This window comes from Paenibacillus sp. BT-177, assembly GCF_025846815.2.
GTDB classification, from domain to species: domain Bacteria; phylum Bacillota; class Bacilli; order Paenibacillales; family Paenibacillaceae; genus Paenibacillus; species Paenibacillus polymyxa_C.
The window spans coordinates 168,176-193,366 of record NZ_JAOYTP010000005.1; the positions used below are offsets into that span (position 1 = coordinate 168,176).

Sequence of the window (25,191 nt, forward strand, 5' to 3'; positions counted from 1 at the left end):
GATCGCCTTGGGGAATCTATAGAATGAAAAGGAGAAGCATGTCATGGCTAAACACACAATACAAATTCCGCCGAATTTTATTATGGGAGCAGCTGCTTCCGCCTGGCAGACAGAGGGCTGGAGCGGTAAACAGGAAGGTCAAGACTCGTATCTGGACTTATGGTACAAAAATGACCGCTATGTCTGGCACAATGGATATGGACCCGCGGGTGCAACCGATTTTTATAATCGTTATGCCGAGGATATTGCCTTGATGAAGCAGATTGGGCTAACTCATTATCGCACTTCTATTAATTGGTCCCGCTTCTTAACGGATTATGAAAATGTTGTGGTGGATGAAACCTATGCGGATTATATGGGCAGGGTCATTGACGAGTTGATTGCAAGCGGAGTCGAGCCGATGATTTGTCTGGAACACTATGAATTACCTGCTTATTTGCTCGACAAATATGAGGGCTGGTCTTCCAAGCATGTGGTAGAGCTGTTTGTGAAATATGCGGAAAAGGTGTTTGAACGGTACGGGGATCGGGTCAAGCACTGGTTTACGTTTAATGAGCCCATTGTTGTACAGACTCGCGTCTATCTGGATGCCCTTCGCTATCCCTATGAACAAAATACGCGGAAGTGGATGCAATGGAACTATAACAAAACGCTGGCTACCGCGAAGTGTGTACAGCTTTTCAAAGCCAAAAATTATAGTGAGAACGGAGCTAAAATAGGGGTTATTCTGAATCCCGAAGTGACTTATGCCCGCTCCAGTGCCCCTCATGACCAGTATGCAGCACATGTGTATGATTTATTTTACAATCGAATATTTCTGGACCCGCTTATTAAAGGCGAATACCCGCAAGAATTGTTCGAGCTCATGAGCAAGCATGATATTGCCTTCGAAGCTACGGCGGAGGAACTGGCCTTGATTAAGGAAAATATCGTTGACTACGTTGGAATCAATCTCTATTATCCCCACCGGGTCAAAGCGCAGAGTAAAGCGTGGAATGAAAACATTCCTTTTCACCCCTCTTACTACTACGAGCATTTCGAACTTCCGGGTAAAAGAATGAACAAGTCACGAGGCTGGGAAATTTATCCCAAAATTATTTACGATATGGGAATGCGTATCAAGAACGAATATAACAATATCGAGTGGTTTGTTGCGGAAAATGGTATGGGGATTGAAAATGAAACTGCTTTTAAAAATGAGGAACACATCATTCAGGACGACTATCGCATTGACTTTATAACTGAGCATTTATACTACACGTTACAAGCCGTAGCAGCAGGCTCCAACTGTACAGGTTATATGCTGTGGGCCTTCACAGACAATGTTTCTCCTATGAATGCTTTTAAAAATCGCTATGGACTGGTGGAAATCAACCTGGAAAACAATAGAAGCCGCTATTTGAAGAAATCCGGCTACTGGTATCAAAGTGTTATCAAGAAACGCTTGTTTGTTGCTAATCTGGATGAAGAGTATAAGTAGTTAAAATAAATTTCTGGAGGCGCTTTTGATATGAAAAAAATTATTCTGGCATGCTCTGCGGGGATGTCGACATCCATTCTGGTTTCCAAGATGAAAAAAGAAGCCGCAGCGAGATCCATAGAATTGAACATCGAAGCGATCCCCGAAAGCACTATTAAGGAAGAGCTGGAAGGCATGACAGAGCCAGTGATTGCTATTTTACTCGGACCTCAGGTGCGAATGCGTAAAAAGCCAGTAACTGAAATTGCAGCTCCCTATGGCATCCCTGTAGATGTTATTGACACGTTGGCCTACGGTAGAGGAAACGGTGCGGCTGTCCTCGATCAAGCCTTCAAGCTGGCTGGCGAGAACCTATAATTTCTGTTCAAACTGAAAAGAGGCTGAGAGTTCCCTCAGTCTCTTTTTTGATCCTCGCGCTCGTTAGCCCTAGATGCCTTCTTTGTCCGTGCCCATACTGCTCACATACGTTTCCTTTAGACCCGCAGAGATGCCAAATAGCGGTTCCCAATGAAGCCAATGTCTGGCGACTGCGTTGCTCAGACAGCTATGATGAATGTCTCCCGCCCGCGCCGGTGAATACACAGGCCGCACAGACGAACCGTGCAGCTTTAGTAAATCGTAGGCCAGCCGATTGATGGACGTCGTTCGTCCCGTACTTACATGCACTGTGCGTTGATCCGCTGCATGTATAGCCGCCATATTGGCTCGGACTACATCCTTGACGTACACAAAGTCACGGGTTTGCGTCCCGTCGCCGTGAATGAGCAAGGGGCTGCCTTTTTTCAGCCGGTCCATAAAAATAGCGACTACACCGCCCTCTCCCTTCGCGGCCTGGCCAGGACCATACACATTTCCGTAACGCAAAATCGTGTAGTTTAAGCCATACAAGCGATAAAAAAGCCGAATATACGATTCTGCGGTCAGCTTGGACAGCCCGTAGCCTGAAATAGGCTCCACGGGATCGTCTTCCTGAATACATTGCTTTTGCAGCTCTCCGTATACGCCGGATGTGGAGGCAAATATGATTTTCGACACACCCGCTTCACGACAAGCCTGCAACAAATGGATCGTCCCCAGCACATTCACATCCGCATCCTCATCAGGGTGATGGATGGAATGCTGCACATCAGCCTGTGCAGCCAAATGAAACACAATGTCCGGGCTTTCCCGAATTAGCAGCGTCCTGGCTTCAGAGCTGCGAATATCTGCAATATGCATGACCGCGCGCGGATCTACATTTGCAGCATTCCCGGTCGTCAGATTATCCAGCACATGTACTCTGATGCCCGAGTCAGCAAGCGCACGTACCAGCTGGGAACCAATAAACCCTGCTCCCCCGGTGACCAAAGCCTTCACTAGTGCCCCTCCTTTCAAACCTGAACGGGTCGGCGCTTGGGCCTTACCAGCAACTACGGAGACAGATGCATCCCTCACGTTGTTATGACAGCATGACAGGCCCATATGTGCTCCCCTCACATTATTTTATGCGTTGCTCCATAGCTTGGCGCAGGCGCAAGCACACACAGGCACCAAAAACGATCATTTCACACGTATGAGTGCTCACATAAAAATTCAAACTGTTATATATGACTACCTTGCAATGAATAATACATGGGTGAATGGTCGTGTCGACAGATAGACATTGCTCATATAGTAAATTACCTATCCAAAGGAGGTGACAATCATACCCGAGAAGTGCATAGGGTATGTAGCCCGTGAGCGTAAAGTCTAAGGTTATGTTATTCTCACATATTTGCCATCCGGCTCGAATGTCGGGTGCCGAGAAATGGCTACTTTTTTTAGCTAAAACCCTTAGCGAGCAGTATGAGGTTGTGCTGGTTGTTCCCTGTTGCGGCATGCTGTCAGTAGAAGCAGAAACTAAGGGGATACGTATAGCCATTCAAGATTCCCCACTGCTATGGTCTTTGTATGAATCATCGCCAGCTATGCATCAGGAATTTGCAAAACAAGAATCTTCTAATTACTACCAATCCCTATTAACACTTCTGCACGTTCACAGGCCGGATTGGGTGATGGTTAATACATCGGTTAATGCATTGCCTGCGGCTGCGGCAAAAAAAGCAGGCATTCCCGTTGTTTGGATAATAGACGAAATCTTATATCCAGGTGTACATCAGATTGATGCAGTACGGATGGTAAATCATTATGCAGATTGGATTATCGGTATATCGGAAGCAGTACTTGCACCTTTTAAGGGTTCAATAGTTAATAATAAAAATAGGCTTATATATCCTTCCTGGAATGATGCTGAATTGCACCCTGAAAGGTGGGAGGAAAATCGTCGTTGTCTGAGAGGAGCCCATAATATCGGCGACCACGAAACGCTAATAGGACTCATAAGCGGAATGATCTCCGTCCATAAAGGAATTGATCAATTTATCTATATGGCCGATATGCTAATGTCACACTTTCCTCAAGTAAAATTTCTTATTGCTGGAAGTCCAGAAATAACAGAATACTTCAATAAATGCAAAGCATTGGCTTATTCAACATTAGATCCATCTCGCATTATATTTCATTCGTTCGAAAGCCACATTGAACAATTATACCCTGCGCTTGATGTCGTAGTCGTACCTAGCATGATTGATGAAGGATTTGGAATGACTGCTCTTGAGGGGATGATATTCGGCAAACCAGTAGTTGCTTATGACTCAGCAGGACTTGGTGAGCTACTCAAAAATACGGGGAATGAGAAGTTTTTAGTGCCTAAAGGTGATGTGGGCGGACTTTGGCAAATAGTTGTTGACCTCCTTCAAAATAAAGAGCGCATGTTGGAAATAGGAACTAAAAATCGCAAGGCATCCATAGAATCTTTCGGCATAGATAAATTCCAAAACCGGTTTAATAACTTGCTTCAGGAAATTGACGCTGTCGTTTATGGTTTGAACCAGCAATAAAAAGTTCAATCCAGGCATTCCGAACTTTTTCTTTAGGATTTTCACCAATTAGTCATAACGTACATCTGAGCACTCTAATCTAAAAAAGGGGCAGTTACATTAATGAGATGTAAATTGCCTCTTTTTCCTTTAAATAAACTCCCCAAAATGAAGTACCACGGGCAATCGTCCACAATTATGAATTCGTTTTAACATACCGTATGGTGGGGAGAAAGCACATAAAGATTGCGGGGTGAGGAAACGTGGAATCGTTGCCGAAAGTGAGTGTCATCATTCCCTTTTTCAACTGTCCGTACGTAGATCAGGCTGTAGCCAGCGTCTTAAATCAAACTTATCCGAATATCGAAATTATTGTTGTAGATGATGGGTCAACTATGCACCAGGAACGTTTGATCCCTTATATGGATCGCATTTATTATCTAGGAAAGATGAACGGCGGCACGGCAACCGCGCTCAATTATGGTATACAAATGTCCACCGGAAAGTATACTGTTTGGCTTAGTTCAGACGATATGTTTTATTCGACCAAAATTGAACGTCAAGTGAATTTTATGGAGCAACATCAAGCTGAGGTCAGTTTCACTGATTATCATGTCATTAACAAAGCAAACGAGGTAATATGTCGCAATGCAACTGCCAAATTTACGACAGTACGTTCCTTTATTGAGGCATTTTCTTCCTACTGCCCGTTAAATGGCTGTACGGTGATGATGAAAAAGGATTATGTTCGTAACATTGGATACTTCAATGAGAAGCTGTTATACACTCATGATTATGATTTTTGGATTCGTGTAGTATTGAACCATACAGAATTTCACTATTTAGATGAGCCTCTCACTGCCTACCGTCGTCATGAACAAATGGGTACGGTCCAGCATTACCAAGCTATTGTACAGGAATTAGAAACCATCAGACAGATATATCAGAACCAATTACAAGTGGTTCTGAATACTCTTTAAGGAGAGAATTTTATGCTGGTCAGTATCGTTATCCTTACGTTAAACAACTGGAAACTAACAGAACGGTGTCTGGATAGCATCGTGCGCTACACTACCATTCCTTACGAATTGATCTGTATTGACAATGGATCGACAGACGGTACTCAACATCAACTACGTCGTCGGGAGAATGTACGTTTAATTGAGAATGAAACTAACCGTGGATTTGCAGCAGCTTGTAATCAAGGTATTAAGGCATCTATAGGGGATACTATTCTCCTGCTCAATAATGACACGATGGTATCTCACCATTGGCTGGAAAATTTAATTCATGCACTTTTTAGCTCAGCGGATATTGGCATTGTCGGTCCTGTGTCCAATATGGTGATGCCAATGCAACGCCTTCCCATGTCCTATTCAACCACAGAGACATATCATGAATTCAGCAAAAATTTTAATGTCACTAATCCCTCACTTTGGCGGGATGCAACGGCTTTAAGCGGATTTTGTATGTTGTTCCGTCGTCAATTGATAAGTCAGATCGGGTATTTAGACGAAGCATTCCCGGGAGGTGGCTATGAAGATATTGATTTCGGGTATCGGACACTAAAAAAGGGATTAAGGCTCCTCATCGCAGGAGACAGTCATGTCCATCATGAGGGTAACGCAAGTTTTACACATAATTCAATCGATATAGTTGAATGGGGACAGAGAAATCGCCGAATATTTCTAAGAAAATGGAATTTTAACCCTGAACGCCTCATTTATACATTAGATGAATACTTTTTCCCCGGACAGTTTGCTGCGGGGCATCCGCACCATCGACCTAAGGATTCTTCCTTACCTAATGGAATACTCATTCGAGATTCCAAAGGAAATATTTATCAAATCGAGAAAGGACTGAAGCGGCCTGTCGAGTCGCTTGATACTTTTCATGCTCTTCATTTTCGTCTTGATCGGGTAATCCAGTTGTCGGATACCACGGTGACCAGCATCCCCGACGGCAAGCCGTTACTGCATAATGGCCAACTTCGAGAGCATTTCCCAGCGGTTTACATCGCCAGAGATCCCATGAACGGTATGCACCTGATCAGCCATGGTCTGCGCTATCCCTTCCGCGATTTCGAATCGTTCCGTTTGCTGGGCTATGAGGTCAACGAATCGATTCCTCTTTCATTCGCGCAGCTGGAAACTTTCCCTATTGGTCCACCTATTGATACCAATGTTTTCGAAGAGCATGAGCTGATCGATTACCGGTTGTATATGGGCCCGGATCACGGACTATATTATGCAGAGGGCGGATGGTTGCGACCCATTCCCAGTAAAAGAGAGCTTCATGTGTTCAGATGGCATACACAGCCTCCTATTCCCCTTCCGACGGATGTATTTAACCGAAGCCCACAAGGTCCAATGATCGTGGCTTTATGATGATTAAACTACAGGCTGGTTCTTTATAGAACCAGCCTGTAGTTTAATCATCTTTTCGCGACATACAGCGGTAATAAAAGTCGATGGGCAATGTTAATTGCGGGTACTGGACAAGCCGGGATTCCTTAATTTGTACTAAACACCTCTATATATTAACACACTCTATTACTACTCTTTCTTCATATATTGGTATTACAAGGAGGTGAAAAATATGGCCGTTTTTTCGTTAGGAGCCGTTGAAAACCTTAATCCAGATGGTAGTTTCCATTCGAGTTCTGTTACACTACGTATCACTAATACAACAGCTCTTCCACTCACTCCCATCGTTGTTACTGCTTATAGCGCACCTGGTAGTGCACCAACAGGTACAGTGGCAGTACCGTATTTTACAACCACATTTGCCTTGGGTGCACCAAGGGCAGTAGTCACACTTACGATTCCTACTGTAGTGGCAGCATATCAGATTAACGTTTCATCTCCAGCCGTAGCCGCCGCAATTATCAGTGATATTTCGATTGCGGCGCAAGGAAGAGACGCTGCTGGCAATTTCGTACCAGAGCATGTCTTCCCGTTCGGCGATTGGGCAGTAATTGCTACTGTATAATGGTTTGAATCATGACAAAGTTATTGTTTTCTAACTAACATGGTCTCTCTCCCTATCATCATTAGTAATTTGTAATTGGCCTGTGAATCTGCGTGCTCTACACAGACACTGCAGGTCACAGGCTGAAAATTTTTCAATATTCTGATTTGTGTACTACATAGCTGCAAATCTGTTCAGCAGCTCAGTTAAGCTGGTTCTGTAGCGTGCCTGGGTAATTAAATATTCCTGTTCAATGACGTGTCGATGCTTGTTCGTTCCCATCTCATCATGCCAACGGTAGTTTACCAGCACTTCGTTTAAAAAAGGAAACTCGTATCCTGCCAGTATAACTCTGTACCACATATCCAAATCGTGGGTATACGTCAGCAGCTCATTAAACAACCCTATCTCCGTAAACAGTTCTTTTTTGAACATAACCGTGCATCCGTTTACCGGGTTACCCTTCAGAAAAAAACGATAAAATTCCTGTATCGACGGAAGTACCGGTCCCGCCTGGTATCTTGTGATTTGGCTGTATTCATTGATTAAGTTGAAGTTGGTGTGGGAGATATGTGCACCTTGATCCAGCATAAAGGAAACCTGATTGTTAATTTTATCCTTGTGGAAGGTATCATCCGAGCTGAGCCACGCAATGTATTCACCGTTGGCATGTCGGATGCCGTGATTAAGTGCACTGGCCGTTCCACCGTTTAATTTACCTAAATAATAGATATATTTACGGTAAGGATGAAGCATTTCAGTATGTGTGGTTGAACCATCATCGACGACAATGATTTCAAGCGGGCCGTAGGTTTGCTCTAGTGCGCTTTGCAGTGCCTGATCGACGTACCTGCAGTTATAAAACGGAATTACGATCGTTACACTCGGTCTCATCTCGTTTCTTCCTTTCTGGCTCGACTGTAGCCAATCATATCCTTCAGTGATTGTCCTAACGGAATGGTTGGCATCCAGCCCAGCTCCTCTAGTTCCTTTGCCTGATATACATCCGTGGACACCTCTTCTGTCACATCTCCCCATTGTATGGCAACAGGGGTGTCTGCCAACGCAATCATACGTTCTACGATATCCCCCAACTGCATCATCTTGCCTGAGCAAACAGGGTATACACGCCCCGGAACACCTCGCTCCAGTAGCACGCTATACGCTCGGACAGCATCGCGCACGTCCAGAAAATCTCGCAGCGCATGCCGTGAAGAAACCTGAAACGGAGTCGGTGCAGAAACGGAAGCAAGGGCAGGGGGCTCTACATTCTGTACGTCTCGCACGCTCTGCTCGGTCCGTGCGATATAGCCTGCCAACAGTGCACAGAAACCGGTGGAGGGACCCGGGCCGATCAGATTGCAAGGCTCCGCCAGCATGACGGATTGATCGAACAGCGCACCCCACGAAAGCGCGACTGCCTCTTGAAGGCTTTTGCTGAGGCTGTACGGGTGCGGAGGATAATACGGTGCCTGCAAAACCGTCTTTAGGCGAGAACCTGCCACTACAATTCGGACTTTGGGGAAAGAGCGCAGTACATCCAGCAGATACAATGTGGACAGTACATTGGATTCCATGTACAGCAGTGGACTTTGCCATGATTCAGGCACCGAATTTTTACCGCCCAGATGAAGCACATAATCCGGTGCAATTTGGCGGATTACTTCGTCAAGACGTTTCTTATCAAGCAAATCACATACATAAGGCGTGATACAGACGTGAGTGCCGACATCCCAACTAGGATACTCATCATCTCCAGCCAGTGAGGTCAGCTTTGATGCGGAAGCGGCAGTGCGAGTCAGCGCCGCCACCTCCCAGCCGAGCTTTGCAAAATAGAGGCAGGCGTGCATCCCGGTATAGCCTGCCGCTCCGGTAATGACTATGACAGGCCGACGTTGTTCCGCTGTGCTTCTGTCCATTCCAGCAGCTCCTTCAGCATGATGCTGTAGTGAGGAACATCGTAGAGCAGATCGGCCCGGGTAGAACGAAGCGTCCGATCTTGCACCGGCTCATCTTTCGGCACGATCCGAATATCCTCCCTCTTCCAGATGTCTTTGAACAGCAGTAGCAAATCATGTTTACTGATCGGTTCGGGGTGAACCAGATGAATGAGTCCGTCTAGCGGCTCATTCATAAGCACCTGTATCGCTTTAGCCAATTCCAGTGTCGTGACCCCGTTCCAAAAGACGCGGCGATATCCGTCAACATCTCCGCTCTGCTGCAAAAACCAGTGCAGCAGACCAATGCCTTCCCTCCGAATTTCCGGACCGATAATAGAGGTACGAATAGTCAGATGCCCTGCCGCCTTTACTTCTCCGATTATTTTCGTCACAGCATAGGCGCTTGTCCCGTCAGGCTGATCCGTCTCCTTGTACAAACCAGGAGCACGCTTTCCCTCGAATACACAATCCGTGCTGATATGAATGAGTCGGGCACCGATGCTGTCCGCCGTCCGCCGGAGAAGATGCGGCAACAGTCCGTTGATTTGGTATGCTGTAATCTGATCCTCCCCGGCATACTGATTCAGCACACCCACCGCGTTGATGATGACGTCTGGCCGCACACTGCGAACCAACTGCTCCACCATAAAGCTGTCTCTTACATCCAGTAGCAGACCGCCTTTATTTTCGGGATCACGGGTGGTATAGAAGACGTTATGCCTGCCCTGATTTTGAAAATAATCGACCAGGACATGGCCCGCCATACCGTTACCACCCAAAATAAGCAGCTTCATTTAATGAACCCCCCGCTCCGGAGGATAGTTCGAATTTCCTCTTTTGACATCAGATTAAACTCCGAGCTAAAGCTGCTGAATGATACCGGAGGACACTGACTATAACGGTCTCTTAATTGGGGGATGTTCAGCGTTGGGAGAATGACCAAATATTGCTCGTCATACACAACCGTTGTCAGGCTTTCAAAGTTACTCATCAAAATCTCATGAATTTTTTCGCCGGGACGGACACCTTGCTCTACAATTTCTACGTTTTCCACGCCCGAATCTTCAATGAGCACCTCAGCCAAATCCAAAATGCGACAGGTTGGCATGGTCATGATAAAAATTTCCCCGCCGACACTTTCCACCGAAGCTTTGAACAGGAGACTGATCGCATCACGCAGGGTCAGGAAAAAACGGGTCATTTTCATATCCGTAATAGAAACCTTCCCCTTTTGGCGAATCTGGTTTTGAAACAGATGCACTACGCTTCCGTTTGTGCCCAATACATTACCGCCTCGCACCGTCACGAACCGTGTATCACTATTCAGCAGATTGGCGTAGACAATCAATTTTTCTCCAATCGCCTTGGTCATACCGTAAAAATTGGACGGATTCGCGGCTTTGTCAGTCGATATATATATAACTTTCTTTACCTGATTGGCGACAGCGGCCTCAATCACGTTTTGGGTCCCTACGACATTGGTTTTGAGTGCTTCATAGGGCTGATCCTCACAGACAGGTACGTGCTTGAGAGCCGCCAAATGAAACACATAGTCCACACCCTGACAAGCGGTAACCAGCGCGTCCTTATCCCGGATATCTCCAATACAGAAGCTGAGCCGTTCATCCTCAAACTGCCTGTTCATGGCAACCTGACTCGATTCTCCACGTGAATAGATAATGACCTCTTTGGGGTTACGCGGCAGTAACTGGGTAACCAGCTCATGCCCCCAAGAGCCGGTACCGCCGGTAACCAAGATACGTTGGTTTTCAAACATGCCGTTTCCCTCCAAGCAAAAATTTGACTACCTTATCCGATACATCTTCCGCCAGATAGCCTGCGGGACACTGCCACTTATGGTTCATCCCGGTCATTATAGCTACCGCGGTTGCTATAACCTCGCCATCAAGACCGGACACGATATTGCTGCCGCAATCTACCGTTTCCGGCCGTTCGGTCGTACGACGCATCGTGACGGTCGGCACCCCCATGACACAGCATTCTTCCTGTACGGTGCCGCTGTCCGTCAAAGCGCAGCGGGCATGCCGCTCCAGCAGAACGAAGTCAAAAAAGCCGAACGGCTCGTGAAATTCTACCAGCGGATCAAGCTGGATCGGCGGGTGGCTTGCGATCCGAGCGGCGGTGCGGGGATGGATACTGCAAATGACCCGCTGCCCGAACTGCCGGGCTACCCGGTTAAGACCATCCAAAATAGCCAGCAAATGCGGTGGATGGTCGACATTTTCAGCTCTGTGGGCAGTGACCAGGAAATATTTCCCCGGCGACAATCCTAACTTTTTCAAAATTTCGCTTCCAGTTATCTCTTTCTCATAGTGCTGCATGACTTCATAGATCGGATTTCCAGTCAGTATAATTCGTTGGCTTGGAAAGCCTTCACGTAGTAGGTGCTGCTTGCTTTGCTCTGTATAAGGCATATTAATGGTAGAAATCGCGTCGATGACGCGCCGGTTCTTCTCCTCCGGCACATCCAGATCATAACAGCGGTTCCCAGCCTCCATATGCACAACTGGGTAACCCATACGTTCCGCAAGCAGGGCACATAAGGCGCTGTTCGTATCACCGAGCAATAGTACATGATCTGGGCGTTCCTTGTTTAAAATGTCCTCCATCTGCGAGTACATGGCAGACAGTTGTTTGCCCAGCGTTCCCGCTTTCTCCTGAAGCACATAATCCGGGGCGCGCAAACCCAGCTCGCGGAAGAATTGTCCGCTCAGGCTTTCCGTATAATTTTGGCCCGTATGCACAAGCACATGTTCATCTGCATAGTGGTCCAGCTTCGGAATAATCAGGCTGAGCCGTATAATCTCCGGTCTTGTGCCGAGCACGGTCAATATTTTCATGGTTTTGGAACCCACCTTTGCTGTCTTTGTTTCATTGAATTGTGGAGTTCAATGAATAATAGCCATCCAGCAGACTGGCTGTGCTCCGACTTATCGTTCATCTCGACGGTCCGGCGTATTTCACCCGGACCGTTGTTTGGAATGCTATCTGGCCTTGAGTGTGACTCGCTTCTGCTTGTGCGCCTTCGACCGTCTTGACTGGAGCTTGAATTTCCGCTTGAGCTTCTGTCTGGACTTGGATCTTCGATATAATGGGGACCCGTGAATTTTCTTGAGACGGCTTCTGCCAGCGCTTCTCTTGTACCTGCGACTCCGCAGTTTGGTATGCTTGCGGCCCTTTGGGCATCTTGCCCGAATACTACGTTTGCGGCGAGGCAACTCAGATGTTGGCTCAGGCAAAGAGGGGACTGGTTGTGGCAAACCCTGAATGGCTGCATATTCGATTGGCGGCAGACCCAGCACTGGCAGTTGATTAACGACCGATTCGGGAAATTCTCGAACGGTGTTGAGATAAGCCTCCGGTATTGCAGTGACCTGACGCAGGCCTTCGCCTTCCCTCGTCCATACCGGACCACCCGGCTGCTGAATCAACGGGAACCAATGCGGATGATGACATACCCATTGACTGACCATGACGTGCAGACTGCTTCGGTAGGAATCAGGTCCGTAGACACGCGTAGCCGCACTGTTGTTACGCACACCAATTCGTTCCGCTTCCTCGGAATGATCGAGCAGATAGCCTACTTTTTGCGCCAGCATATCGCTGTTGCCTGGCTCTACCAAAAAATCTGCATTTCCGGTCGCCTCCATTAATTCCACAAGTCCGCCCTGCGCAAAGGCTACGACGGGCTTGCCGTACACCAGACCCTCCAGAGCCGTCATACCAAAGCCTTCCTCCACCATACTAGGGATCACCACAATATCCATTGCGCTATAGGCTGTTGAAACGGATTCCTCGAATGAACTGAATTGGAAGCGGCGGCTATAACGAGACTGGCGAATCAAAGAGATACATTTTACGTAATACTCGGAATCCACTGAGCTACCGATGATCCAGAAACGGCACCGCGAATTGGTTTCACACAGCTTTAGAGCCATGTGGACAAAAGGCAATAGCCCTTTGGCTTCGTAGATAAAGGAAGAAATATAACCAATGCAGATATGAAAATCTCGCAGTCCCAGCTTTTCACGTTTCCTTCTCCGTTCCAGCACATACTCTTTGGGAGACGGCATATTCATATCCCGGCAAGGAGGCAACATCGTATGCGGACGTGTCAATCCCCCGCCATGCAAAGGGCGCATAACAGCCTGCGAAATGCCAATGACCCACTGGCTATAACGCTCGATAATCGAAACAGAAATCGGCGTATGCGCATTCTGGTTAATGACCTCGGTTATTTTCCAGATCACCGGGATATTAAGCTCTTGGGCAACCATTGCGGGCATGACGTTCACACAGGTATTGACCAGCACCACATCAGGTCGAGCATGTCGAAGCATCTGGTGCAGTGGTGCATACGCCACATGGTTCCGCAAATTCTCCGCATCCTGCGCCAATCCCTCATATGGGGTATACATGCCATGCAGCATGAACAAATTCTGAGTCTGAACAGCTATCCCGCGCTTGCGGGCCATTGAGGTCAGCCGCCCTTCACCAGGGGTTACGAGAATGCAATCGAAATACGTACGCATGTCTAGACAAAAATGCAGTAGCAGCTTTTCCGCCCCTGTAATACTGCGGACGTTGCTGACATGGCTGAATAGCATCATTTTCGGCTTGATCGGAGTTCACCTCCTTTAAAATAGCAACCATCGTCATGTGAATTATCTTATGGGAAGATGACCGATAGCATTTGGTCAATCCGGTGACCATACGTGTGCTCCCGCAGGGTTCGTTCCAGAGCACGCAGAGCAATCTCACGGCGCTCCTTTTCATGCGTCAAATAAAACTCAACCTTCTCCAGTAGTTCCTGCTGAGAACTGTAAGTTTCAATCTCTTCCCCTGGCTTGTAAAAACGAGCCAGATCGTCTCTTGTATCCGTCAGTTGCAACGTGCCACTGGCGGAAATTTCAAACGTGCGTGGATTTGGCGAAACTCCTGGAATTTTCAGTGAGTTGTTGTTCACCGAATCATCCTGATGGGAACGATGAAGATTAATTACGATTTTGCTGCCGTTATACGTATCATTGGTCTCGCCCGGAGACATCCAGCGGCCCAGCTCAATTTTGTCACCATACGACTGATAATCCGGAAGACGATCCCACCAGATTCCGTTGATTTTAATGTTGCGGGCCATGAGCTGTGGCATAATCGGATTGAAGAAATAGATGCGATTCCAGTAGGCTGAGCCTGTAAATCCAATCTCACGTCGCACTGAAGCAGGCGAGCTGAGTGGAAAATAGTGAGTCAAAAATGCCCCGAATGGCAAGTAGTGCACCGACGTACAGCCCAACTGACGATACAGTTCTATACAGTTCATCTCTAAGGTGAACACATAATCATAATTCGTCACCATTTTGGTCGTCGTATCGGTGTAATAGGGATCGTCCGTCAGCCAGATCGCAGTGGGAATGCCCAACTGGCGTACTGCAGCAACCTGCTCTAACGGTAGGTCCATCCCATCCAGTGCCAGCATCAGATTCGGACGAAGCTGAGCAGCAATATCTCCTACCGGCTGGCGCGGGTCTGTTACGGTAACCTGAGCCGTCATGCTCTGCAATGTGGTAATGACCGCCTCATCCAGCGGAGAATACGGAAGGCCTTTGCCCGAGACGACATACAGTACATGGATCTGTCGAAAAGGGAACGTTGCTTTTGTGCGCGAGACAATCGCGTTAGCACGTCCGCGCAGGTATCCCTCGTCGTATCCGTCATGGATCCCCGCAGCTCTCCCCTTCTCCCAGGAGGCCGCCGCCGTCTGGTGAACAGCTGGGTCATACGGTCCTGTCGTAGATATCGTCATCACTTTCACTCCTCACTGTTTATGGTGTTTACTTTAGGCCATCGCCTTGTCCAGCAATTCTTCCATACGATTCGAGTACCTATGCTTTTGCATGGTGGTGTGCAGTGCGCGCCAAGCTATGCGTTCGCGTTCCCAGTCATGCTTGAGATAATAGTCCAGCTTCACTTTCAGTTCCTCTGCTCCCGAGAAGGTCTCAATGTCATAGCCTGGTTGGTAATAACGGCTCAGATCCTTCCGCACATCCGTCATTTGAAGCGTCCCGCAAGCAGAAATTTCGTATGTCCGAGGATTGATGGACTCCGCTGACAACTGGTGTGTATTCCGATTATCCAGTCCGGGGTCTGTCGGGCGGTGCATATTGATGACAATTTTGGAACCGTTATAATATTGAGCGGTCTCTTCCGGCTCCATAAAACCCGGACGGATAAAGCGTTCCAGCACATCCAGCCGGCTCAGCCGATCCCAGTGTCCACCTATGATCAGCACTCTTTTATCCGCCAAGAAGGGAGCAAGGTAGTCAAACAGCTTCACACGGTTCCAGAAGGCATTTCCAATGAAGCAAATATCATGCTGATGCTCACTCTCTACCCGCCGGGGATAAAAGATACGGGCTGACACAGCAAGCGGCATATAGTGAACCCTCGTTACTCCCTGATCACGATAAAACGGCAGACAAGAATTTTCATGCGTAAAAACGACATCGTAGGATTGACAGATCAACGCCGTATCCTCCGTAAAGTAGGGATCATCTACAAACCATATGGCCGTCCGAATACCCATGGCTCGTATTTGTTGTACCTGCTCCAGATGATCGTCCGGAAACACATGCAGCCCATTCATGACCAGTACGAGATCTGGACGGTGAGCCTTAGCGTCAGCCAGCATCGTGGCAGGAGTACCGATGGCGCACGAGCTGCATATTTGGCTTAATGCCTCTTGCACACCTGTGTCTATAGCTACGAAACCTTGCGGAATATACAACACTTTCAACTGGCGAACAGCAGGTTGTATTGCCACGACCTGTGACAGAGCAGCCGTGCAACCGCCCATTCTGCGTCCTTCCCGATAGCCGCATCGGTATGCTTCGCGTTCATTTCCGCTTCGTTGATCATTCACATCCTTCACCCTGTCCTGTTGTAGAATAAACTTCTGTCACTCCTAAACTATATGCACAGGGGTCAAACGCATCATGGACGACTGCCACTGCCCGGACAAAATTGGCGTTTGCCCGTCCAACTGCCCAAACGCAAATAACCCCGAAGCTGCTAGGCTTCGGGGGGTTAACCGTAATAGATGATTTTCATAGTTTACTGTGCCTTGTAAGCGACCTGGTGGCCATCTTCATAACCTTTGGCAAAGCCTGAATTGAAACCCTCATTGTAAGCAGCATCATATCCCTGCTGGAATGCCTGCGGGTCATGCTCTAATGCAACAGGAACGGGCTGTGGGTTCTCCGCAGAAGGAGCTGCGGCCGGGTTAGCTTGAGGTTTTTTCCGCCGCCGCAGAAGAGAACGTCTTCTACGTACTGAATTAAGCCCCCTTTTACGGCGTCTAAGAGCAAGCAGACGTCTTCTTCTCCGTTTTAATCTACGAATGCTAGAACGCCGGGCATCTTTACGTCTTTTGCGGGCTTTGTCTCGAGCTGTGCGTTCCCACCTTGTACTCATTTTCACTCCTCCTTTGCTTTCTCGTCTTGGTTTCATTTTTTTGAACAGGCACATGGAGCCATGGCTTCGTTGGTTTCCCATATACCTGTCTTCTCAAAGGAATACCCGCCAACATTTTCGTGATTTCTCCCTGGTAGTTGCTGAGTATACGGATGGTCTCTTCCAGACGGGGAGCCGACATATCCGCATGGGGCGTCAAGTCCGCAAGACTGGTCAGCATCCGGGCAACGGCGTGCTGGCTGGCAGCAATAGACTCCATCATATCCAGCTTAATCTCACGTTCACGCCTCATGCTCATTAGTTCATATCCCCCGAGCCCATGCCTCCCATCATCCCTTCCATTCCGCCACCCTGCTGCTCATCCTGGTCCAGCAATGCTTTGAGATTACTGCATAGTCCAGTCTGAAGCCGGGTTAATCCCTCCAGCATTTCCACCATCTGCTCGTGAATTTCCAAAGGCCGTCCCAACTGCTCTTCATCGGTGTCAAATGCGTGAGGCGCCAGATGGTTCAGCGTCCAATTACGCATTTTTTCTGCTTCGACCGCCTTGGCCTCCAGAATCATAGACACATTCCGCTGCATCTTAGAGGCTGCGTCCAGCATGTGAATCATTGCTTTTTCCCTACTCATGTGTTCACTCCCTACCCTCGATTGTTACACTACTCCTCTTCCGGGTATGCCGTCTCCTTCACGACACGAACGAGCATTTCAGCCATTGCTTCCTGAAGGTCGGCAATACCGTTCAAATAGGCAACAATGCTTTTGTTTACTTGTCCCGAGCTATCAATAATGCCCGGAATTCCATCAAAACGCGGCTCCTCATCCGGCAGTTCATGTATGATCTGTGCCATGCGCACGACCACCTGCCGTTCCGCATCCAGCAACCTCGACATCTGCTGCTGCGAGTGCGAAATATGGATCAGCAAATCATCTAACTCGTTATGCATAAGCCCCTCCTTTATGTGTTCCGCCGTGCGGAACGCACGAAATACCTACGGGCTTTCCGCTACTACAGCGTATGCCGCAGCGAGTAGTCGGTTCCGCCTAAAAAAGCCTATTCGATCATCACAAATGCCCTCGTAGCACTGGTGGAGCAATAATAGGTTGCTTCTCCGTCAATGCCGACAATTCTTCGGAGGACAAAAACTGAATTGGATAGTCCTCAGCCCGCCAGCTCATCACAGCGTAGAGGGTCAGAAACGGTCTTTTCCAACCGTTGCCGATTTGGTACAGCTGCCCACCTTCAGCATACAGTAATTCGATCCATCGCTTGCGTTGAGCCGGGATATGAAGTGTGGGCAACATGGACATGTTTCCCAGCTCAGGAGCCGCCAGCACAGGCAAGGGTTCCTCATGCGCCACAGCTACAGGGGGGGCATCAGCGGCGCCGGACACCATCGCCTCCGGCTCATCTGCCAAGGGAAGCGCCAATAAATCAAGCTGGGACACTCTAACGGGACGCACGTATTTACCTCCCGCAGCACTGGCTTCATGCAACAGCCGCCTACTTTCCGGCTCTATCCGAAATACTGCGCCGGACGGTCCCTGAACAAGCGCTCCGACGGGATAAAAGCTTGCTGCTGATAAGTGTGCTTCCTTACTTGATAATTCTTGGCCGTCCGGCTCTGCTGTTCCAAATTCCGGGTGGTGGAACAGCTTATCCGCGTCCCCCCACTTTTGGACAAAAAAGGATCGGTTCCGGCTTCTTTCCTCCGTTGAACCGATTCTTTCGGTCGTTTGAGGAAAACCATAAACCGTATCCCGATCACTTTCTACAAAATGGATAAACGCATCTCCGGCAATTGTCATGCGTATCCCCAACAAGCGTACGCGCAGCAACCAATCTGCATGGGCTTCCTCAATACTGTGGCAGCCTTCGTCCCAGTATCCCGTCTTTACCAAAGTTTCTCTACGTAGTAGTAGACAAAATGCGCCCAGGCTTTCCGTCTCTCGCCATGCATCCGGGTTGGGAATATTATGGGCCATGGCAAATGGACGTACTTCATTTTCATTCATATCAGGAACCTCAACCTGCTGTTCTCCGAATGGACCATTCGTTACAGGACCGACAACTCCCATACGCGAATCGCTGTATAAACAGCTCATCAACCGGTCCAGCCAGCCAGGAGTCACCATCGAGTTTGGGTCCAGTACGACAATAGTTGTACCTTTTGCCATCATCAGTCCCTGATTCAAACTGCCGATCATCTGAACATCCTTTGTTAACAGCGCATAGCGTACAGCGATGCTTTTACGGAGCAAATAGGTAGGTGTCCCGTCCGTCGAGCCGCAGTCTACCACAATAATTTCGTGAGGATGGCTCGTATTCTCCTCAATATGGTGAATGCAAACACGGAGCTGTTGAAGCTGATTACAGGACGGAATGATAATACTTACGCCTTCAAAAATCTTGCCGAACGAAGCCTGCCCCAACTTCCTGCCTTGCTCCTGGCCCCTGTTATATCCTGACCAATAGCCCTTCTTTCCGAGCCGTTTGCTGTGTTTCCTTTGCGTACTCAGGCGTTTCATGCCGTTCACTCCTCCGGGTGGCATTATGCCTATACTATATGCCTGGCCCGGCTGGATGGTGTTTCATTGAAATCAAGGTAGAAGTCCCTTCATTTTCACTCCAGCTTCCTGAAGGGAATCGAAGGTTCCTGCGTCGCTCCAGTAGCGCCGTAAAATGTCATATTCCAGCTTGCCTTCAGCAGCATAACAGTTGTTAACATCGGTGATCTCAAGCTCACCACGTGCCGAAGGCGCTATTTCCCGGATCTTATCGAATACGGCAGTATCATACATATAGATACCCGTAACGCAATATTTGGACTGGGGATGCTGCGGCTTTTCTTCAATCCGCGTAATACTCTCCGGGCGCTCGGGGTCAAACACAGGCACCCCGTAACGACGGGCATCTGCCACCTTTTTCAGCAAGACTCTGGCGCTCCCCGGTGGCTGTTGTTTGAAGCGTTCGATGACAGGTCCCAAGTCTTCCTTGAACAAATTATCACCTAGCAAAACAGTGAACTTCTCTTCTGACTGCATGTAGCTTCTTGCCAATTCGAGAGCTTGCGCAATGCCGCCCGCTTTTTCTTGAATCCGGTATGTCAATTGGACACCATAATCACTGCCGCTGCCTAAAAAATCAGTGTACAGTCCGGCCGATTGTTTACCAATAATAATGAGCATATCGGTAATCCCCGCTTGCCGTAGCCTTTCGATACCATATACGATCATGGGATACTTGCCGACTGGAAGCAGATGCTTGTTGAGTAATGTAGTCAACGGATGAAGACGCGACCCGGTTCCTCCTGCGAGAATAATCCCTTTCATATCTTCCTTCCTCCTTCGACAGCATGTTCAGTGCATGGGATCGCAGCGTTCCCAGTTTCAATGAACATTCTGGGATCTATGCTCCATTTTTCTATAAATAATCGATAGTTCCGCTCGATCAGCTCTTCGAGCCAAGAAGTTTCCGAGCGCGAGAAACTCGCATTTCCCTGGTGATAGACAAAACAGTCGTTGCACATGAGCAGCTTATAGCCATGTACGCGTGCACGCAGACAATAATCGTCATCCTCATAATGTCCGGGGCTGAATCGTTCATCCAGCCATCCAATCCGTTCCAGCAGCTCACGCCGGAACAACAGACAAAACCCGACTAGCCGCTTGACCTCTTGCCATCTGGAGGGATTGCTTACATTATTCTGCTCCGCATACCTCAGACAGCTGGCGAAATCTCCTTCTATTCCATGAATCTGCTGAATACCGCTGATGTAATTCGTCACCGGTCCCACCAGTCCCACTGTGCTTTCACTGTGCAAAGCAGCCAACATATTCGATAGCCATCCCCGTGTAACCGTCACATCATTGTTTAAAATGACGAATTGATCGCCCGAAGCCAGACGGAGCCCCATATTACAAGCTGCCGGAAAGCCCCTGTTTTCAGGAAGACGTACGCTGATTAGCCGCTCGGATGCACAAAAATCATCCGTCCCGTCATTCGAAGCGTTGTCCACAACAATAATTTCATACGGTGCATCTATCGTATGTGTTCGAATCGCCTCGATACACGGCTTTAATAAATGAAGGCCATTATAAGTCGGAATAATGATGCTCGTCAGACTCATCGTGCATTCCTCCCTTTGGCAACGTCTACCCGTGTTGGAACAGGCCCGAGCGGAGAATACCCGGCTACCTGAAACACTGCCGTCAGCGCCTCTGCATGATCGCCGATGATTAACTGCTCCATAGCGTTCCCTTTCCCGACATTGAAGGTCCGCTTGCGGTTTGTATTAATAACGTCGACAGCATGTACTGCCTCCACGATCATGCCATACAAAATTGCCATGGCGTGGGCCTTCGGTGGGACTGCTAGCACAGCTGGGCCAAGCTGATTCAGCACACGCCGTGATAATGCATGCGGTACAGCGGTCAATGAGCTTGCTCCAAGATCCGACCTGCGCAATACTCGGTTCAGAAACCCTTTGCACCGTGTTACGCTGTCCTGTTGGGTATAAGGAGGCAAATGTCTGCCCAGATCATTAAGCGCCACATCCGTTCCCTGATCGACCGCTTGAAGAAAAGGCAGCAAATCAGACGCTGGGATCGGCAAATCTCCGTCCACGAACAGCACAATATCAGCCTGCGTCAGACGTGCGCCTATCGCACGGCCAACATCATGTCCCAGGCGATCCGGTACGTCAACGAGAGTCGCACCAGGATGACGTTTGGCTACGGCGGAGCGCGTACCATCCGTACAGCCGTTCAATACGACAATGATATCCGCAAGCGGAAGTTTCTCCAGCTCGCCCAGTACCCGGTCAATCGTAGCCTCCTCATTACAGACGCTGACCACGGCTGCTGCAGTCCCCTGCAATACTATATCACTGGGGGCTTCACGTTCCTCGGTCAGATTGACTTCGGGTATTTCTTGCGCCCGAGGGGTGGGTTTTCTCACCCGGCGGCTATGCATCGAAGCCGTCGTTTCTCGTTTTCGCTGTACACGTCTTAGCCCCCAGCCCGGGTCTTCACGCTTTCTTCTGCGATACGCTCTAGTCACGTTTTCACCTCATCTCTGATCCGTTTGCGCTCCAAATCCGTATATCCCGCACGTGCTCCCAGACGTGATGTAAGCCAGGCAATGGCATCCAGGTGATCCTGGACAATTACACCTGCCAGCGGGTCCTTGCCGTTCTGTTTTTTACGTGTTGCGTTCATTCTACCGACAGCTATTCCATGTACAGTCACCACTCGCAACCCGGAGACGATGGACATCACTTGAAATAGCGGAGGTTTCTCCAAGGACTTTAGACCTATTTCCTTTAAAGCCTTTTGACTTATGGCATGTGGAATACCAGTCATAGAGGCTCCCCCTAAATCAGCACGATTCGACAAGATATTCAATACATGCTTTGCCTCAACTACAGGATGTATGGGCGTGCGATTCACAGGTCCATGGTAATCATTCAGCACCACATCCGCTCCTGCACATACGGCCTGTATAAATGGCCGAAGTCTGACGCAGGGAATGACGATATCACCATCCAGAAAAAGCAGGATCTGTCCGGATGCCGCCTCCGCTCCAATACGACGGCCAACATCATGTCCGAGCGGTTCTGGGAAGGAAAGTACACGAGCCCCCGCCGCCGCAGCTACCTTCGCCGTTCTATCGCGTGATCCGTTCTCAACAACGATAACCTCTGTTTGTGGATGGACATGGCGCGCTTCGCGAATCACAGCTCCGATTGTTCTTTGCTCATTCATGGCCGGAATAATGACAGATACGAGAACCTTTCCCACTGATGGCGGTTCAGATGGCCGCGCTCCGCCGATCTGTGTCCCTCTCTCCGTATCGAGAACCTCGCTCTTATCTGGGGTTATCGGCTTCTTATCCATGTTCGGCATTCGGAATGGCAGCCACATCTTAGAATGATAGTAAGCCCTGGAATGCCTCCTCCGATTGATCTTGAATCCAGCTCTTCCACGCTTTTTCATGCTCCCGTCTCACCCCCCTTGCTGCTGTATAGATGAACAGCATGATTAGGACAGTTCAACATAACCTATGCGGTCCAAACGCCGTGTGTAACGGCAAGCGTGGAGTCTTTTCGACACAGCAATTTTCGACTTTATTTTACAAAACTTATTATTCCTATTAAATAAATGAGTTTTTAGGGTCTAAAGAATCATTTTGGATAAATTTGTTACATAGATCTTCTCGTCCGTCTTTCTCTGTGCTAATATCAGAGCCAGATGATGGGAGTTCGAAAAATCAACTTTTGTTTTTTTTGCATAAGGCAACTTTTTTCCATTATCCGCTTTTATTCCACTATCTTTGTATACGACAGGAAGGGAGGAGTTTGTTACCTTTTTAGGCTACTTGCTTCAAATGCAGTACCCTCTTTTCACGCACGCTTCATGAATAACACTTCGGTATTTCTCTTCATGTTCCATTCTTCTACCCCAGACGACAACACGACCTACATAAATGGCGTAATGCCTTATTCAAAACAGGATAATTCATCCTGACATTAATCGAGGAGAGTGAATTTTAATGAAAAAAGTATGGGTTTCGCTTCTTGGAGGAGCTATGTTATTAGGGTCTGTCGCGTCTGGTGCATCTGCGGAGAGTTCCGTTTCGGGGCCAGCTCAGCTTACACCGACCTTCCACGCCGAGCAATGGAAAGCACCTACCTCGGTATCGGGGGACGACATTGTATGGAGCTATTTAAATCGACAAAAGAAATCGTTGCTGGGTGTGGATAGCTCCAGTGTACGTGAACAATTCCGAATCGTTGATCGCACAAGCGACAAATCCGGTGTAAGCCATTATCGACTGAAGCAGTATGTAAACGGAATTCCCGTGTATGGAGCTGAACAAACTATTCATGTGGGCAAATCTGGTGAGGTCACCTCTTACTTAGGAGCGGTGATTAATGAGGATCAGCAGGCAGAAGCTACGCAAGGTACAACTCCAAAAATCAGCGCTTCTGAAGCGGTCTACACCGCATATAAAGAAGCAGCTGCACGGGTTGAAGCCCTCCCTACCTCCGACGATACTATTTCTAAAGACGCTGAGGAGCCAAGCAGTGTAAGTAAAGATACTTACGCCGAAGCAGCTAACAACGACAAAACGATTTCTGTTGATAAGGACGAGCTGAGTCTTGATCAGGCATCTGTCCTGAAAGATAGCAAAATTGAAGCAGTGGAACCAGAAAAAAGTTCCATTGCCAAAATCGCTAATCTGCAGCCTGAAGTAGATCCTAAAGCAGAACTCTACTACTACCCTAAGGGGGATGACCTGCTGCTGGTTTATGTAACAGAAGTTAATGTTTTAGAACCTGCCCCACTGCGTACCCGCTACATTATTGATGCCAATGACGGCAGCATCGTATTCCAGTATGACATCATTAATGAAGCGACAGGCACAGGTAAAGGTGTGCTTGGTGATTCCAAATCGTTCACTACTACCGCTTCCGGCAGTAGCTACCAGTTAAAAGATACAACACGCGGTAACGGAATCGTGACTTACACGGCCTCCAACCGTCAAAGCATCCCAGGTACCATTTTGACAGATGCCGATAATGTATGGAATGATCCAGCTGGTGTGGACGCCCATGCGTATGCTGCTAAAACCTATGATTACTATAAAGCCAAATTTGGACGCAACAGCATTGACGGACGCGGTCTGCAACTTCGTTCGACGGTCCATTACGGTAGCCGCTACAACAATGCCTTCTGGAACGGCTCCCAAATGACTTATGGAGATGGAGACGGTAGCACATTTATCGCCTTCAGCGGGGACCCCGATGTAGTAGGACATGAACTTACGCATGGTGTCACAGAGTATACTTCGAATTTGGAATATTACGGAGAGTCCGGCGCATTGAATGAAGCTTTCTCAGACGTTATCGGTAATGACATTCAGCGCAAAAACTGGCTTGTAGGCGATGATATTTACACGCCAAACATTGCAGGCGATGCCCTTCGCTCAATGTCCAATCCAACCCTGTACGATCAACCAGATCACTATTCCAACCTGTACAGAGGCAGCTCCGATAACGGCGGTGTTCACACCAACAGCGGTATTATCAATAAAGCTTACTACTTGTTAGCACAAGGTGGTAATTTCCATGGCGTAACTGTAAATGGAATTGGCCGTGATGCAGCGGTGCAAATTTACTACAGTGCCTTTACGAACTACCTGACTTCTTCCTCTGACTTCTCCAACGCACGTGCTGCTGTGATCCAAGCCGCAAAAGATCTGTACGGGGCGAACTCAGCAGAAGCAACTGCAGCTGCCAAGTCTTTTGACGCTGTAGGCGTAAACTAAATCATATACACTATCCTCCTCAAATTCTCGTCCATAGACCTTTGCCATTGTGCAACTGTCACTTGGCCCTGCCCATACCAT

Annotated in this window: 25 protein-coding genes; 7 read left to right on the top strand and 18 right to left on the bottom strand. The window is 48.3% G+C overall.

Going from position 1 to position 25,191, the window contains the following annotated elements; translation table 11 throughout:
* The first annotated feature begins 43 nt into the window (after window positions 1-43).
* Both OIU26_RS17030 and OIU26_RS17035 read left to right on the top strand, forming a co-directional pair.
* Complete coding sequence (locus OIU26_RS17030) at window positions 44-1,480, top strand: glycoside hydrolase family 1 protein (protein ID WP_264217486.1); 1,437 nt, start codon at window positions 44-46, stop codon at window positions 1,478-1,480.
* Window positions 1,481-1,510: 30 nt separating this feature from the next.
* On the top strand, window positions 1,511-1,837 hold the full coding sequence (locus tag OIU26_RS17035) for a PTS sugar transporter subunit IIB (protein ID WP_013372815.1): 327 nt from the start codon (window positions 1,511-1,513) through the stop codon (window positions 1,835-1,837).
* Between the two features lie 69 nt (window positions 1,838-1,906).
* Here the strand turns inward: OIU26_RS17035 and OIU26_RS17040 are convergent, their stop codons facing one another.
* Entirely contained in the window at window positions 1,907-2,836 is a 930-nt protein-coding gene (locus OIU26_RS17040) for an NAD-dependent epimerase/dehydratase family protein (protein WP_129550355.1), read from the bottom strand.
* 413 nt (window positions 2,837-3,249) lie between these two features.
* Here OIU26_RS17040 and OIU26_RS17045 point away from each other — a divergent pair, with 413 nt between their 5' ends.
* The 4 genes from OIU26_RS17045 (at window position 3,250) to OIU26_RS17060 (ending at window position 7,368) form a co-directional block, all read left to right on the top strand.
* Complete coding sequence (locus OIU26_RS17045) at window positions 3,250-4,398, top strand: glycosyltransferase family 4 protein (protein ID WP_264217488.1); 1,149 nt, start codon at window positions 3,250-3,252, stop codon at window positions 4,396-4,398.
* 242 nt (window positions 4,399-4,640) lie between these two features.
* On the top strand, window positions 4,641-5,357 hold the full coding sequence (locus OIU26_RS17050; RefSeq protein ID WP_264217489.1) for a glycosyltransferase: 717 nt from the start codon (window positions 4,641-4,643) through the stop codon (window positions 5,355-5,357).
* A gap of 12 nt (window positions 5,358-5,369) precedes the next feature.
* Entirely contained in the window at window positions 5,370-6,764 is a 1,395-nt protein-coding gene (locus tag OIU26_RS17055) for a glycosyltransferase family 2 protein (protein WP_264217490.1), read from the top strand.
* Between the two features lie 211 nt (window positions 6,765-6,975).
* Complete coding sequence (locus OIU26_RS17060) at window positions 6,976-7,368, top strand: hypothetical protein (protein ID WP_264217491.1); 393 nt, start codon at window positions 6,976-6,978, stop codon at window positions 7,366-7,368.
* 153 nt (window positions 7,369-7,521) lie between these two features.
* Here the strand turns inward: OIU26_RS17060 and OIU26_RS17065 are convergent, their stop codons facing one another.
* From OIU26_RS17065 to OIU26_RS17145, 17 genes are all read right to left on the bottom strand, one after another.
* On the bottom strand, window positions 7,522-8,241 hold the full coding sequence (locus tag OIU26_RS17065; protein ID WP_090738369.1) for a glycosyltransferase: 720 nt from the start codon (window positions 8,239-8,241) through the stop codon (window positions 7,522-7,524).
* Complete coding sequence (locus OIU26_RS17070) at window positions 8,238-9,266, bottom strand: NAD-dependent epimerase/dehydratase family protein (RefSeq protein WP_264217492.1); 1,029 nt, start codon at window positions 9,264-9,266, stop codon at window positions 8,238-8,240. Before OIU26_RS17070 ends, OIU26_RS17065 begins: the two co-directional genes overlap by 4 nt.
* Complete coding sequence (locus OIU26_RS17075; protein WP_264217493.1) at window positions 9,227-10,081, bottom strand: dTDP-4-dehydrorhamnose reductase family protein; 855 nt, start codon at window positions 10,079-10,081, stop codon at window positions 9,227-9,229. The genes OIU26_RS17070 and OIU26_RS17075 overlap by 40 nt, the downstream gene beginning before the upstream one ends.
* On the bottom strand, window positions 10,078-11,064 hold the full coding sequence (locus OIU26_RS17080; protein ID WP_013372825.1) for a polysaccharide biosynthesis protein: 987 nt from the start codon (window positions 11,062-11,064) through the stop codon (window positions 10,078-10,080). Before OIU26_RS17080 ends, OIU26_RS17075 begins: the two co-directional genes overlap by 4 nt.
* A complete protein-coding gene (wecB, locus tag OIU26_RS17085) occupies window positions 11,057-12,148 on the bottom strand; it encodes a non-hydrolyzing UDP-N-acetylglucosamine 2-epimerase (RefSeq protein ID WP_264217494.1) in 1,092 nt (363 codons plus the stop codon). The genes OIU26_RS17080 and wecB overlap by 8 nt, the downstream gene beginning before the upstream one ends.
* Before the next feature lie 144 nt (window positions 12,149-12,292).
* Entirely contained in the window at window positions 12,293-13,918 is a 1,626-nt protein-coding gene (locus OIU26_RS17090) for a glycosyltransferase family 4 protein (RefSeq protein ID WP_264217495.1), read from the bottom strand.
* Window positions 13,919-13,977: 59 nt separating this feature from the next.
* Window positions 13,978-15,111, bottom strand: a complete 1,134-nt coding sequence (locus tag OIU26_RS17095; protein ID WP_025675922.1) for a CgeB family protein — start codon at window positions 15,109-15,111, stop codon at window positions 13,978-13,980.
* 33 nt (window positions 15,112-15,144) lie between these two features.
* A complete protein-coding gene (locus OIU26_RS17100; RefSeq protein ID WP_264217496.1) occupies window positions 15,145-16,236 on the bottom strand; it encodes a glycosyltransferase family protein in 1,092 nt (363 codons plus the stop codon).
* Window positions 16,237-16,418: 182 nt separating this feature from the next.
* Window positions 16,419-16,778 carry a hypothetical protein gene (locus OIU26_RS17105; protein ID WP_155617182.1) on the bottom strand — a complete coding sequence of 120 codons (360 nt, stop codon included), beginning with the start codon at window positions 16,776-16,778 and terminating at the stop codon, window positions 16,419-16,421.
* Window positions 16,726-17,076 carry a hypothetical protein gene (locus tag OIU26_RS17110; protein WP_129549923.1) on the bottom strand — a complete coding sequence of 117 codons (351 nt, stop codon included), beginning with the start codon at window positions 17,074-17,076 and terminating at the stop codon, window positions 16,726-16,728. Before OIU26_RS17110 ends, OIU26_RS17105 begins: the two co-directional genes overlap by 53 nt.
* Window positions 17,076-17,408, bottom strand: coding sequence for a hypothetical protein (locus tag OIU26_RS17115; protein WP_013372833.1), 333 nt, complete (start codon window positions 17,406-17,408; stop codon window positions 17,076-17,078). The genes OIU26_RS17110 and OIU26_RS17115 overlap by 1 nt, the downstream gene beginning before the upstream one ends.
* A 29-nt stretch (window positions 17,409-17,437) precedes the next feature.
* Window positions 17,438-17,725: a hypothetical protein gene (locus tag OIU26_RS17120; RefSeq protein WP_013372834.1), complete on the bottom strand. Its 288-nt coding sequence runs from the start codon at window positions 17,723-17,725 to the stop codon at window positions 17,438-17,440.
* A gap of 118 nt (window positions 17,726-17,843) precedes the next feature.
* On the bottom strand, window positions 17,844-19,307 hold the full coding sequence (locus tag OIU26_RS17125) for a glycosyltransferase (protein WP_264217497.1): 1,464 nt from the start codon (window positions 19,305-19,307) through the stop codon (window positions 17,844-17,846).
* A gap of 72 nt (window positions 19,308-19,379) precedes the next feature.
* A complete protein-coding gene (locus OIU26_RS17130) occupies window positions 19,380-20,111 on the bottom strand; it encodes a sugar phosphate nucleotidyltransferase (protein WP_090738364.1) in 732 nt (243 codons plus the stop codon).
* Window positions 20,108-20,908: a glycosyltransferase family 2 protein gene (locus tag OIU26_RS17135; RefSeq protein ID WP_264217498.1), complete on the bottom strand. Its 801-nt coding sequence runs from the start codon at window positions 20,906-20,908 to the stop codon at window positions 20,108-20,110. The genes OIU26_RS17130 and OIU26_RS17135 overlap by 4 nt, the downstream gene beginning before the upstream one ends.
* Window positions 20,905-21,840 carry a glycosyltransferase gene (locus OIU26_RS17140; protein ID WP_264217499.1) on the bottom strand — a complete coding sequence of 312 codons (936 nt, stop codon included), beginning with the start codon at window positions 21,838-21,840 and terminating at the stop codon, window positions 20,905-20,907. Before OIU26_RS17140 ends, OIU26_RS17135 begins: the two co-directional genes overlap by 4 nt.
* Window positions 21,837-22,775: a glycosyltransferase family 2 protein gene (locus tag OIU26_RS17145; protein ID WP_165081621.1), complete on the bottom strand. Its 939-nt coding sequence runs from the start codon at window positions 22,773-22,775 to the stop codon at window positions 21,837-21,839. The genes OIU26_RS17140 and OIU26_RS17145 overlap by 4 nt, the downstream gene beginning before the upstream one ends.
* 556 nt (window positions 22,776-23,331) lie before the next feature.
* Between OIU26_RS17145 and OIU26_RS17150 the strand changes: the two genes are divergently transcribed.
* Window positions 23,332-25,110 carry a M4 family metallopeptidase gene (locus OIU26_RS17150; protein ID WP_264217501.1) on the top strand — a complete coding sequence of 593 codons (1,779 nt, stop codon included), beginning with the start codon at window positions 23,332-23,334 and terminating at the stop codon, window positions 25,108-25,110.
* Window positions 25,111-25,191: the final 81 nt, after the last annotated feature.

What these genes read in the sequence shown, in the direction of transcription:
- OIU26_RS17145 (WP_165081621.1), bottom strand. Translation starts at nt 22,775, where the DNA reads ATGAAAAAGCGTGGAAGAGCTGGATTCAAGATCAATCGGAGGAGGCAT.
- OIU26_RS17135 (WP_264217498.1), bottom strand. Translation starts at nt 20,908, where the DNA reads ATGAGTCTGACGAGCATCATTATTCCGACTTATAATGGCCTTCATTTA.
- OIU26_RS17105 (WP_155617182.1), bottom strand. Translation starts at nt 16,778, where the DNA reads ATGAGTACAAGGTGGGAACGCACAGCTCGAGACAAAGCCCGCAAAAGA.
- OIU26_RS17065 (WP_090738369.1), bottom strand. Translation starts at nt 8,241, where the DNA reads ATGAGACCGAGTGTAACGATCGTAATTCCGTTTTATAACTGCAGGTAC.
- OIU26_RS17120 (WP_013372834.1), bottom strand. Translation starts at nt 17,725, where the DNA reads ATGCATAACGAGTTAGATGATTTGCTGATCCATATTTCGCACTCGCAG.
- OIU26_RS17090 (WP_264217495.1), bottom strand. Translation starts at nt 13,918, where the DNA reads ATGATGCTATTCAGCCATGTCAGCAACGTCCGCAGTATTACAGGGGCG.
- OIU26_RS17095 (WP_025675922.1), bottom strand. Translation starts at nt 15,111, where the DNA reads ATGACGATATCTACGACAGGACCGTATGACCCAGCTGTTCACCAGACG.
- OIU26_RS17130 (WP_090738364.1), bottom strand. Translation starts at nt 20,111, where the DNA reads ATGAAAGGGATTATTCTCGCAGGAGGAACCGGGTCGCGTCTTCATCCG.
- OIU26_RS17075 (WP_264217493.1), bottom strand. Translation starts at nt 10,081, where the DNA reads ATGAAGCTGCTTATTTTGGGTGGTAACGGTATGGCGGGCCATGTCCTG.
- OIU26_RS17115 (WP_013372833.1), bottom strand. Translation starts at nt 17,408, where the DNA reads ATGAGTAGGGAAAAAGCAATGATTCACATGCTGGACGCAGCCTCTAAG.
- OIU26_RS17080 (WP_013372825.1), bottom strand. Translation starts at nt 11,064, where the DNA reads ATGTTTGAAAACCAACGTATCTTGGTTACCGGCGGTACCGGCTCTTGG.
- OIU26_RS17045 (WP_264217488.1), top strand. Translation starts at nt 3,250, where the DNA reads ATGTCGGGTGCCGAGAAATGGCTACTTTTTTTAGCTAAAACCCTTAGC.
- OIU26_RS17110 (WP_129549923.1), bottom strand. Translation starts at nt 17,076, where the DNA reads ATGAGCATGAGGCGTGAACGTGAGATTAAGCTGGATATGATGGAGTCT.
- OIU26_RS17055 (WP_264217490.1), top strand. Translation starts at nt 5,370, where the DNA reads ATGCTGGTCAGTATCGTTATCCTTACGTTAAACAACTGGAAACTAACA.
- OIU26_RS17125 (WP_264217497.1), bottom strand. Translation starts at nt 19,307, where the DNA reads ATGAAACGCCTGAGTACGCAAAGGAAACACAGCAAACGGCTCGGAAAG.
- wecB (WP_264217494.1), bottom strand. Translation starts at nt 12,148, where the DNA reads ATGAAAATATTGACCGTGCTCGGCACAAGACCGGAGATTATACGGCTC.
- OIU26_RS17060 (WP_264217491.1), top strand. Translation starts at nt 6,976, where the DNA reads ATGGCCGTTTTTTCGTTAGGAGCCGTTGAAAACCTTAATCCAGATGGT.
- OIU26_RS17070 (WP_264217492.1), bottom strand. Translation starts at nt 9,266, where the DNA reads ATGGACAGAAGCACAGCGGAACAACGTCGGCCTGTCATAGTCATTACC.
- OIU26_RS17035 (WP_013372815.1), top strand. Translation starts at nt 1,511, where the DNA reads ATGAAAAAAATTATTCTGGCATGCTCTGCGGGGATGTCGACATCCATT.
- OIU26_RS17030 (WP_264217486.1), top strand. Translation starts at nt 44, where the DNA reads ATGGCTAAACACACAATACAAATTCCGCCGAATTTTATTATGGGAGCA.
- OIU26_RS17150 (WP_264217501.1), top strand. Translation starts at nt 23,332, where the DNA reads ATGAAAAAAGTATGGGTTTCGCTTCTTGGAGGAGCTATGTTATTAGGG.